This is a genomic window from Streptomyces sp. NPDC058375 (genome assembly GCF_042723425.1).
GTDB classification, from domain to species: Bacteria; Actinomycetota; Actinomycetes; order Streptomycetales; family Streptomycetaceae; genus Streptomyces; species Streptomyces durocortorensis.
This window is the reverse complement of the sequence record NZ_JBHXJG010000251.1, coordinates 1-10,481: the sequence shown is the minus strand read 5'-3', so window position 1 is coordinate 10,481 and position 10,481 is coordinate 1. Positions and strand designations below refer to the sequence as shown.

The following is a 10,481-nucleotide window of genomic DNA, read 5'->3' as shown; positions in this document are numbered from 1 at the left end:
GGCGCCGAGCCCTCCGGCGCCGACGCTGGCGTCGCGGGCGACTGGCACTTCGCCGGGGTGACGTACGCCCCGGCGATCCCGCCGTCGACCAGGAAGTCCGTGGCGTTCACGAACGAGGAGTCGTCGCTCGCCAGGAACGCCACCGCGGCCGCGATCTCCGTCGGCTCGGCGAACCGCCCGACCGGGATGTGGATCAGCCGCCGGGCGGCCCGCTCCGGGTCCTTGGCGAACAGCTCCTGGAGCAGCGGGGTGTTGACCGGCCCCGGGCACAGGGCGTTGACCCGGATCCCGTCGCGCGCGAACTGCACACCCAGCTCGCGCGACATCGCCAGCACCCCGCCCTTGGACGCGGTGTACGAGATCTGCGAGGTGGCCGCGCCCATCCGGGCCACGAAGGATGCCGTGTTGATGATGGAGCCCTTGCCCTGCGCGCGCATGTAGGGGATGGCCGCCTTGCAGCAGAGGTAGACCGAGGTCAGGTTGACCTCCTGCACCCGCTTCCAGGCCTCCAGACCGGTGTCCAGGATGGAGTCGTCGTCGGGCGGCGAGATCCCCGCGTTGTTGAACGCGACGTCGACCGATCCGTAGGCGTCGAACGCCGCCTTGAAGAGGGCGTCGACCTGCTCGGCGTCGGTGACGTCGGTACGGACGAAGAGCCCGGCGGCCTCCTCGGCCGCGGCCTTGCCGCGCTCCTCGTCCACATCGGCGCAGACGACGTGCGCGCCCTCGGCGGCCAGCCGCCGTACGGTGGCCAGCCCGATGCCGCTGCCGGCCCCGGTGACGACGGCGGTGCGGCCGACCAGGCGGCGGCAGACGGAAGAAGTGTCGGTCATGGTGCTCAGGCCTCCGTGCTGATGAAGACGTTCTTGGTTTCGGTGAAGGCGGCCAGGGCGTCCGGGCCGAGTTCGCGGCCCAGTCCCGACTGCTTGTAGCCGCCGAAGGGGGTCGAATAGCGCACGCTGGAGTGCGAGTTGACCGAGAGATTGCCCGCCCGCAGCCCCTGGCTCACGCGCAGCGCGCGGCCGACGTCCCGGGTCCAGACCGAGCCGGCGAGCCCGTAGTCGGTGGCGTTGGCGAGACGCAGCGCGTCTGCCTCGTCCTCGAACGGCAGCACCACCGCCACCGGCCCGAAGACCTCCTCGACGGCCACCGGAGCGTCGGGCGACATCCCGGCGAGGACGGTCGGCGGATACCAGAACCCGGGCCCCTCGGGGGCCTTGCCGAGCATCGCCCGTACGCCGTCGGCCTCCCGGCCGCCGTCGACGAGACCCCGGACCCGGTCCCGCTGGGCGGCCGAGATCAGCGGCCCCATCTGCGTCCTCTCGTGGGCCGGGTCGCCCACCACCACGGCGGACACGGCCGGGACGAGCAGGTCGAGGAAGCGGTCGTACACGGACCGCTCGACCAGGATCCGGGTGCGGGCGCAGCAGTCCTGACCCGCGTTGTCCAGGAAGGACATCGGGGCGGCGGCCGCCGCGGCCGCCACGTCGGCGTCGGCGAAGACGATGTTGGGGCTCTTGCCGCCCAGCTCCAGGGTGAGCCGCTTCACGTGCTCGGCGCAGCGGGTCATGATGTGCTTGCCGGTCCGGGTGGAGCCGGTGAACACGATCTTCGCGACGCCCGGGTGCTCGACCAGAGCGCTCCCGGCCACCGGACCCTCGCCGGGCAGCACCTGGAAGAGACCCTCGGGAAGGCCTGCCTCCAGGGCGAGTTCGGCCAGCCGCAGAGCGGTCAGCGGGGTCGTCTCGGCGGGCTTGAGGAGGACGGCGTTGCCCGCCGCGAGTGCCGGGGCGAGGCCCCAGGCGGCGATCGGCATCGGGAAGTTCCACGGGGCGATGACCCCGACGACGCCCAGCGGCTCCAGGATCGTGAAGTCGATGCCGCCCGCCACCGGGATCTGGCGGCCCAGCAGCCGTTCGGCGCCGCCCGCGCTGTAGTCGAGCAGATCACGGACGTTGCCCGCCTCCCAGCGGGCGTTGCCGATGGTGTGGCCCGCCTCGCGGACCTCCAACTGCGCCAGTTCCTCGATGTGTTCGTCGACGGTGACGGCGAAGCGGCGCAGCAGGCGGGCCCGGTCGGCGGGCGCGGCGGCGGCCCAGGAGCGCTGGGCGGCCGCCGCACGGGTGACGGCGGCGTCCACATCGGCGGCGGAGGCGGCGGGGACGGCGGCGATGACCTCGGCGGTCGCCGGGTTCAGGACGTCGAGGGTGGGTTGTGACACGTACGGACCCCGATCAGGGAAGGAGGTGGTGGTGCGGAGGTGTGCCGGTGGTCAGAGCCGTTCGAAGGAGCGGCGCAGCTCCCAGTCGGTCACCGCGGAGTCGTACGCGGCCAGTTCGACCCGGGCCATGTTGAGGTAGTGCGCGACCACCTCCTCGCCGAAGGCCTCTTTGGCGATCGGGCTGGCCTCCCACAGCTCGGCCGCCTCGCGCAGGGTCGTCGGCACCTGGTCGTAGTCGGCGGTGTAGGCGTTGCCCGTACAGGCCTCGGGCAGCGGCAGCCGGTGCTCGACCCCGTACAGTCCGGCGGCGACCAGTCCGGCGACGGCCAGATGCGGGTTGACGTCGCCGCCGGGCAGCCGGTTCTCGAAGCGCATCGAACGCCCGTGGCCGACGACCCGCAGGGCGCAGGTGCGGTTGTCGACGCCCCAGGCGACGGCGGTGGGGGCGAAGGAGCCGGGCTGGAAGCGTTTGTAGGAGTTGATGTTCGGCGCGTAGAGGAGGGAGAAGTCGCGCAGGGCGGCGAGCTGGCCGGCCAGGAAGTGGCGCATCACCTCGGACATGCCGCCCTCGCCGTCGCCCGCCATCACGTTCTCGCCGTCCGCGTCGGTGAGCGAGAGGTGGATGTGGCAGGAGTTGCCCTCGTTCTGGTCGTACTTGGCCATGAAGGTCAGCGAGACGCCCTCCTGGGCCGCGATCTCCTTGGCGCCCGTCTTGTAGACGGCGTGCTGGTCGCAGGTGGTGAGCGCCTCGTCGTAGCGGAAGACGATCTCGTGCTGGCCGGGATTGCACTCGCCCTTGGCGGACTCGACGGTCAGCCCGGCCTGCTGCATCTCGTTGCGGATCCGGCGCAGCAGCGGCTCGATGCGGCCGGTGCCGAGGATCGAGTAGTCGATGTTGTACTGGTTGGCGGGGGTCAGCCCCCGGTAGTCGCGGTCCCAGGCCTCCTCGTAACTGTCCCGGAAGACGATGAACTCCAGCTCCGTGCCGACCTGGGCCGTCCAGCCGTGCTCCGCCAGCCGGTCGAGCTGGCGGCGCAGGATCTGACGCGGGGCGGCCACCACCGGACTGCCGTCGTGCCAGGCGAGATCCGCGATCAGCAGGGCGGTCCCCTCGTGCCAGGGGACGGGGCGCAGGGTGGCCGGGTCGGGGACCATGCCGAAGTCGCCGTAGCCGTTCTCCCACGAGGACATCGCGTAACCGTCGACGGTCCGCATCTCGGTGTCCACGGCCAGGAGATAGTTGCAGCCCTCGGTCCCGTGCTCCAGCACCTCGTCGAGGAAGAACCCGGCCGCGAACCGCTTCCCCTGAAGCCGGCCCTGCATGTCGGGGAAGGCCAGCACCACGGTGTCGATCGACCCGTCCGCGACCCGGGAGCGAAGCTCGTCGACGCCGAGCGGGGGTGTGCGGTCTGCCACGGGATGCCTCCTTGGGTGAACCGGGAGGCATGAGACCGACCGGTAATTGGGGGGGGGTGGGAGAAGGAGCGGGGCTGGGTGCGTGCAGCTGCAAGGCGGAGGATTGAGGCATGGCGGAGCCATGGTGATCGACGACAGCGCGGCAGATGTGCGTGCCCAGCCCCGCGACGCCGCCCCCCAATAACTGGTCGGTCTAAGGTATGACAGAGAACCATTGCTTGGGAAGGGGATCCGTCAGTGGCCACCAGCGGAAGAGCGGACGACACCCGTCCGGCGGCACGGGCAGGGGAGACGGAGGGGGGTGCGGACGCCCCCGCGCCCGGCCCGCTGGACTCCGTGCTGCGCCCGGTCCGCGCGGGCAACGGCTTCGAGGAGGCGCTGGAACAGGTCCTCCAGCTCCTGCGCCTGGGTCTGGTCCCGCCGGGTGAACGCCTGCCGTCCGAGCGTGAATTGTCCCAGCATCTGCGGATCAGCAGGGTCACATTGCGCGAGGTCCTCAAGGTGCTCCAGGACCAGGACATGGTCGAGAGCCGCCGTGGTCGCTACGGCGGAACGTTCGTCCTGCCGCGCACCGCCGCCCCCGACGGCAGCGACGAACTGCGCCGCCGTATCGCCTCCGTCGACCTGGAGGACACCCTGCGCTTCCGCGAGGTGCTGGAGGCCGGAGCGGCGGGCCTGTGCGCCGAGGAGCTCACGGCCGACGCCGAGCTGCGGCTGCGCGGCGCGCTGGACGCCACGCAGGGCGCTCGGCTGGAGGACTACCGCCGCCAGGACACCCTGCTCCACCTCACCCTCGCCGAACTCTCGGGCTCCCGTACGCTCGCCGCCCAGTACGCCGCCGTCCGGGCCACCCTCAACGAACTGCTCGACTGCATCCCGCTGCTGGTGCGCAATCTGGAGCACTCCCAGCAGCAGCACGCGGCCGTCGTCGAGGCCGTGCTCGACCGGGACGCGGACGCGGCGCGCGAGATGATGCGCGAGCACTGCGGCGGCACGGCGGCCCTGCTGCGCGGCTTCCTCGCCTGAGCCCGGGGCGATGGTGCTCGGGGCGACGGCGGCCGGCGAGGCGAATCCGTAACCACTCTTTAACGCACGCCCCTTGCCATTCCCCCAGCCGTTCCACAAAGGTGTGCCGACGAACCTTTGATCGAAGCAGTTCCAACGATGAAGTCGACACACATCTGGAGCGCCTCATGGCTCAGGGAACCGAAACACCCGCCGGACCACCCGGTGACGCGAGCCCGGGGGGATCCGGCACGGACGCGTACCTCCACCGCAGGACCCTGCGCCGGGGCAGCGCCGGCTGGCTCCTGCTGACCGGCCTCGGCGTCGCCTACGTCGTGTCCGGCGACTTCTCCGGCTGGAACATCGGGCTGTCCAAGGGCGGCTTCGGCGGGCTCGCCGTGGCCATGGTCCTGATGGGCGTCATGTACGCGTGTCTGGTCTTCGCGCTGGCCGAACTCTCCGCCATCCTCCCCACGGCGGGCGGCGGTTACGGGTTCGCCCGGCGGGCACTCGGCACCTGGGGCGGTTTCCTGACGGGGACGGCCATCCTCATCGAGTACATCCTCGCCCCCGCCGCCATCTCCCTCTTCATCGGCGACTACGTCGAATCGCTCGGCCTGTTCGGCCTCACCTCCGGCTGGCCCGTCTACCTCGCCTGCTTCGTGATCTTCATCGGCATCCACCTCTGGGGCGTCGGCGAGGCCCTCCGCTTCAGCCTGGTGGTGACCGCGATCGCGGTGGCCGCGCTGCTGATCTTCGCCGTCGGCGCGTTCACCGAGTTCGACGCGGGCCACCTCAACGACATCCCGGCCGACGCCTCCGCCTTCGGCTCCTCCTCCTGGCTGCCGTACGGACTCCTCGGGATCTGGGCCGCCTTCCCCTTCGGCATGTGGTTCTTCCTCGGGGTGGAGGGCGTGCCGCTAGCCGCCGAGGAGGCCAAGGACCCGGTCCGCTCGATGCCCAAGGCCCTGGCCATCTCGCTGGCCGTGCTGGTCTTCCTGGCCCTCATCACCTTCGTCTCCGCCACCGGCGCCCAGGGCGCCAACGCCATCAAGGAGGCCGGGAACCCGCTCGTGGTGGCCCTCCAGGGCGACGGCGAGCCGACCGCCCTGAGCCGCTTCGTGAACTACGCGGGCCTCGCCGGACTCGTCGCCTCCTTCTTCTCGTTGATCTTCGCCGGCTCCCGCCAGCTGTTCGCCCTCTCCCGGGCGGGCTATCTGCCCCGCTTCCTCTCCCTCACCAACCGCCGCAAGTCCCCCTACCTCGGCCTGCTGATCCCCGGCGTCATCGGCTTCACGCTCGCCGCCTGGAGCGGCAACGGCGGCCGGATGCTCAACGTCGCCGTCTTCGGCGCCACCATCAGCTACGCCCTCATGGCCCTCTCCCACCTGGTGCTGCGCCGCCGCGAACCCGAGCTGCCGCGCCCCTACCGCACCCCCGGCGGCGCGCTCACCTCGTCCGTGGCCTTCGCTCTGGCATGCTCGGCCCTGGTGGCGACCTTCCTGGTGGACCGCGACGCGGCGTTCATCGCGCTCGGCGTGTACGCGGTGGCGCTGGCCTACTTCGCCTTCTACAGCCGTCACCGGCTGGTCGCGGGGGCCCCGGAGGAGGAGTTCGCCGCACTGGCGGCGGCCGAGGCCGAACTCGCCCGCGACTGAACCCGCACCCCACTCGTTCCGCACCCCGACCCACCGAGGAGTCCGTTCCATGTCCCGGCCCGTCATCGGCATCAGCACCTACCAGGACCCGGCCCGCTGGGGCACGTGGGAGATGCCCGCGGTGCTGCTGCCCGCCGGCTATCCGCGCCTCGTCCGGGCGGCGGGCGGGCTCGCGGTGCTGCTGCCGCCCGACGACGCCGAGGACGCCGCCCGGGACACCGTCGCCGCCCTGGACGGGCTGGTGATCGCCGGGGGAGCGGACGTCGAGCCGGCCCGGTACGGCGCGGTCGCCGACCCCCGTACCGGGCCCCCGGCCCGCGAACGCGACGCCTGGGAACTGGCGTTGATCCGGGCGGCGATCGACCGGCAGGTCCCCCTGCTCGGCATCTGCCGGGGCATGCAACTGCTGAACGTCGCCCTCGGCGGCACGCTGATCCAGCACCTGGACGACCACACCGGCGGCCTCGGCGTCTTCGGCAGCCACCCGGTGACCCCCGTGCCCGGCACCGTGTACGCGGCCGCCGTCCCCGAGACCGCCATGGTGCCCGCCTACCACCACCAGGCGGTCGACCGCCTCGGCGCCGGACTGGTGGCCTCCGCCCACGCCCCGGACGGGACGGTGGAGGCCGTCGAACTCCCCGGGCACGGAAGCCTGGTGTTCGGTGTGCAGTGGCACCCGGAGATGGCCGAGGAGACCCGGGTCATGGCCGCCCTGGTCCGGGCTGCCGGGGAGCGGGCCGGCCGGAGCCCTCGAACCGCGGACCGGTGAACTCGGGCCCCGCGCACGCCGGAGAGCTGAAGCGGGAGCCGTCGCCCTCGCCCGGGCCTGCCCCGGGCGCTGCCCCGGCGAGCTCCTGGAGGAGGAACGGCCGGATCCCCCGGTCGCGCAGCGCCGCGAGCCACGCCTCACGGGCCTGGGCGAGCGCGGGAGAACCGGCGGCGGACGGATCGGGTACGGCCACCGCGTCCGCCACCGACTGCTTCGCCGCCGTCCGGTAGAGGGCGACCGCACTGACCAGGGCCGTGACCGCCGCGACCACCAGACTCGACCAGCCGACGCCGACGAGGGTGCCCGCCAGGGCCGGCAGGGCCTCGGCGAGCCGCAGGCCGTACCCGAGAACCAGGAACGTCGCCGCGGCCACCGCGGCGAGCACCGGCGTCAGCACCCCGAGAACCGCCAGCACCCCGGCCCCCGGCCGCTCCTGATCGCCCGGCCCGGAGAGCGGCGACGCCCCGGCGTCCCGTCGCCCGCCCCGCGCCCGGAGCCGCAGGGCCGCATACCTCCGGTACTCCGCCTCGGCGGCCGGAACCGTGCGCGCCACGGCCGCCAGGCCCCGGACCCGCAGCCGGTCGCCGGGGACTCCCGAGCGCTCCAGCAGCCGTCGGATCTCCGGGGTGGCGATCACCTCGTCGAGCGCGCTCGCGTAGTCGGACCGGTCCTCGTCCCCGAGCCGGGAAGGTCTGCCCATGCTGTCCCTCGGTCGCTGCCTGTGTGATGGGTGGTCGTACGGCGGCACGCGGGGGTGCGCACGCGCCGCGTGCACACCCCCGCGTGGTCCGGTGAGGTGTCCTAGAGGTGCTGGGTGACCGCGGGCATCAGGTCCTGGAAGGTCCGCCCGTCCGCCGGTGCGCCGATCGCGGTCATCTGCCAGCCCGAGCCGGTCCGCTGGACCTTGGCCATGATCTGGGCGGTGTGCCGACCGCCGCCGGTCAGGGTGTACCGGGCCAGCTCCTGCCCGTTGCTCTGGTCGACCAGCCGGCAGAAGGCCGCCTCGACCTCCTCGAAGGTCTGGCCGGTGAACGAGTTCACCGTGAAGACGATCTGGTCCACATGGGCCGGCACGCGCCGCAGGTCGACGACGATGGACTCGTCGTCGCCACCCTGGCCCGCCCCGCCGACCCGGTTGTCCCCGGTGTGCTGGACCGAACCGTCGTCGCTGGTCAGGTGCTGAAAGAAGACCACGTCCTGCGGGGCCTGGCCCGCGAAGAGCACCGCCGAGGCGTCCAGGTCGATCTCGCGGGCGGTCAGCCGCGCCAGAAATCCCTTACGGGGAGCGGACTTCCAGCCCAGACCCATCCGTACGACGCCGAGCTCGCCGCCACCGGACTTGGTGAGGCTGACCTGCTGGCCCTTGGTGAGGTTGATCGTCATCGTTCCGCCTTCTGTGATCGGATCCGTGTGGCTCAGAGACTGACGCCGAAGTCGGCGACGATGCCGCTCAGGCCGGATGCGTAACCCTGCCCGACCGCACGGAACTTCCACTCGGCGCCGTGCCGGTACAGCTCGCCGAAGACCATCGCCGTCTCGGTGGAGGCGTCCTCGCTCAGGTCGTAACGGGCGATCTCCGCGCCGCCCGCCTGGTTCACCACGCGGATGTACGCGTTACGGACCTGGCCGAAGCTCTGGCCCCGGCTCTGGGCGTCGTGGATCGAGACCGGGAACACGATCTTCGCGACGGTCGCCGGCACCGAGGCCAGGTCGACCTTGACGATCTCGTCGTCGCCCTCGCCCTCACCGGTGAGGTTGTCGCCGGTGTGCTCGACCGAACCGTCGGGGCTCTTCAGGTTGTTGTAGAAGATGAAGTGCTCGTTGGACAGCACCTTGCCCGCCTCGTCGCAGAGCAGCGCGCTCGCGTCCAGGTCGTAGTCGGTGCCGGTGGTGGTGCGGACGTCCCAGCCGAGGCCGACGAGGATCGCGGTCAGCCCCGGAGCCTCCTTGCTCAGCGAGACGTTTCCGCCCTTGGCGAGGCTCACGCCCATGATGTTCTCCCTTGTCCGACGGCAGTGGGGAAAATCTACAGCACTGTAGATTTACGGGGCCAGGAGGTGAGCGGCCGGGACACGGGCGATCCCGCGCCGGCCGGTGGCCGGCCCCTCCGCCACTGGATACGATTCCCCGATGCCCGGCGGGTGCAGCGCCACGGCCGGGCGGCCGAACGGAGCCAGCCGGGCGGCGAGAAGGAGAAAGGGGCCGTGCCGTGGACGCCGAAGGAGCCGGTGACGAGCGGGAGACGCCTGCTCGCAGGCGCGGCCAGGGTGAGCTGGAGGCCCAGGTGCTGTCGGTGCTGGGCGGGGCGAGCGAGCCGGTGACCGCCGCCTGGGTGCTGGAGCGGCTCGGCGCCGGCCTCTCGTACAGCACCGTCATCACGATCCTGACGCGGCTCCACGCCAAGCAGGCCGTCACACGCACCGGACGGGGCCGCCCCGTCCTGTGGGAGCCCGTGGCGAACGAGGCGGGGCTCGCCGCCCTGCGGATGCGCCGGCTCCTGGACAAGCAGAGCGACCGTGACGCGGTGCTCTCCAGCTTCGTCTCCGTCCTCTCCTCCCACGACGAGGACCTGCTGCGGGCCCTGCTCGCCGAGAGCGGACCCGACGGCACCGGAGCTCCCTCGGACCGGCCGGAGCGCTGACCATGGGCGTCTTCGTCTACCTGCCCCTCGTGCTGCCCCTGACCGCGTTGCCGATCGCGCGCCTGGCCGAACAGCACCTGCACCCCCGCAGGGCCGCCCGGCTGCTGACCGCCGCCGCCGTGATCCTCGCCTCGTGCAGTCTGGTGTGCCTCGGACTGCTCGTGGTGGTGGGCACGGCCCAGCTGCCCGGCAACCCGCTGCCCGACGGCTGGTCCGACGACGAGGTCCGCGAGGCCGTGCCGCACGACGCGTTCGCGGGCAAGGCGTCCATCCTGGCGCTCGTCGTCGTGACGGCGGCCTGCGGATTCACCGTCCACCGCCACTACCGCTTCCGGGCGCGGGCGCGCCGGGCGCTCGCCGGCCTGCCGGGCGGCGACGTCGCCGTGCTGCCCGACGACGTCCCCTACGCCTACGCGCTCCCCGGCTCCCCGGGGCGGGTGATGGTCTCCACAACCATGCTCGCCTCCCTCGAACCGGCCGAGCACCGGGCGCTGTTCGCCCACGAGCGGGCCCACCTGGCGGGACGCCACCACCGGCTGCTGCTCGCGACCCGGCTGGCCGGCTGCGTCAACCCCCTGCTGTGGCCGCTGCTCGGGGCCCTGGTCTACAGCACGGAGCGGTGGGCGGACGAGGAGGCGGCCCGGGTCACCGGCGACCGCCGGCTGACCGCCCGCGCGGTCGGCAAGGCGGCGCTCGTCGCCCGCCCGGCCCCCGGCGGCGCGGCCTTCGCCGCCTTCGCCGCCGCAGGGCCGGTGCCGCGCCGGGTGGCGG

Annotated in this window: 11 protein-coding genes; 5 read left to right on the top strand and 6 right to left on the bottom strand. The window is 72.5% G+C overall.

The window, feature by feature from the left end:
• The 3 genes from ACFWM7_RS29240 to ACFWM7_RS29230 form a co-directional block, all read right to left on the bottom strand.
• Positions 1 to 833: 3-oxoacyl-ACP reductase (locus ACFWM7_RS29240; protein ID WP_383266114.1), on the bottom strand; the 833-nt coding region annotated here is incomplete at its 3' end.
• A gap of 5 nt (positions 834 to 838) precedes the next feature.
• Positions 839 to 2,221 carry an aldehyde dehydrogenase family protein gene (locus ACFWM7_RS29235; RefSeq protein ID WP_383266111.1) on the bottom strand — a complete coding sequence of 461 codons (1,383 nt, stop codon included), beginning with the start codon at positions 2,219 to 2,221 and terminating at the stop codon, positions 839 to 841.
• Positions 2,222 to 2,272: 51 nt separating this feature from the next.
• Positions 2,273 to 3,637, bottom strand: coding sequence for a glutamine synthetase family protein (locus tag ACFWM7_RS29230; protein ID WP_383266108.1), 1,365 nt, complete (start codon positions 3,635 to 3,637; stop codon positions 2,273 to 2,275).
• Positions 3,638 to 3,874: 237 nt separating this feature from the next.
• On the opposite strand from ACFWM7_RS29230, the gene ACFWM7_RS29225 reads away from it, so the two are divergent.
• From ACFWM7_RS29225 to ACFWM7_RS29215, 3 genes are all read left to right on the top strand, one after another.
• Positions 3,875 to 4,663 (top strand): FadR/GntR family transcriptional regulator, encoded by a 789-nt coding sequence (locus ACFWM7_RS29225; protein ID WP_383266106.1) that lies wholly within the window; start codon positions 3,875 to 3,877, stop codon positions 4,661 to 4,663.
• A gap of 167 nt (positions 4,664 to 4,830) precedes the next feature.
• Positions 4,831 to 6,300, top strand: coding sequence for an ethanolamine permease (gene eat / locus ACFWM7_RS29220; RefSeq protein WP_383266103.1), 1,470 nt, complete (start codon positions 4,831 to 4,833; stop codon positions 6,298 to 6,300).
• A 49-nt stretch (positions 6,301 to 6,349) separates the two neighbouring features.
• Positions 6,350 to 7,069 carry a gamma-glutamyl-gamma-aminobutyrate hydrolase family protein gene (locus ACFWM7_RS29215; protein WP_383266100.1) on the top strand — a complete coding sequence of 240 codons (720 nt, stop codon included), beginning with the start codon at positions 6,350 to 6,352 and terminating at the stop codon, positions 7,067 to 7,069.
• Here ACFWM7_RS29215 and ACFWM7_RS29210 read toward each other — a convergent pair.
• The 3 genes from ACFWM7_RS29210 to ACFWM7_RS29200 all read right to left on the bottom strand — a co-directional run bounded on the left by ACFWM7_RS29210 (position 7,002) and on the right by ACFWM7_RS29200 (position 9,060).
• Entirely contained in the window at positions 7,002 to 7,769 is a 768-nt protein-coding gene (locus ACFWM7_RS29210) for a hypothetical protein (RefSeq protein WP_383266097.1), read from the bottom strand. The two genes, ACFWM7_RS29215 and ACFWM7_RS29210, sit on opposite strands and share 68 nt — an antisense overlap.
• 101 nt (positions 7,770 to 7,870) lie before the next feature.
• Positions 7,871 to 8,452 (bottom strand): TerD family protein, encoded by a 582-nt coding sequence (locus ACFWM7_RS29205; RefSeq protein WP_383266094.1) that lies wholly within the window; start codon positions 8,450 to 8,452, stop codon positions 7,871 to 7,873.
• Positions 8,453 to 8,484: 32 nt separating this feature from the next.
• Complete coding sequence (locus ACFWM7_RS29200) at positions 8,485 to 9,060, bottom strand: TerD family protein (protein WP_383266091.1); 576 nt, start codon at positions 9,058 to 9,060, stop codon at positions 8,485 to 8,487.
• A 218-nt stretch (positions 9,061 to 9,278) separates the two neighbouring features.
• Here ACFWM7_RS29200 and ACFWM7_RS29195 point away from each other — a divergent pair, with 218 nt between their 5' ends.
• Both ACFWM7_RS29195 and ACFWM7_RS29190 read left to right on the top strand, forming a co-directional pair.
• A complete protein-coding gene (locus ACFWM7_RS29195; RefSeq protein WP_383266088.1) occupies positions 9,279 to 9,710 on the top strand; it encodes a BlaI/MecI/CopY family transcriptional regulator in 432 nt (143 codons plus the stop codon).
• Positions 9,711 to 9,712: 2 nt separating this feature from the next.
• Positions 9,713 to 10,481 (top strand): M56 family metallopeptidase (locus ACFWM7_RS29190; protein WP_383266085.1); only part of this gene is annotated, 769 nt, incomplete at its 3' end.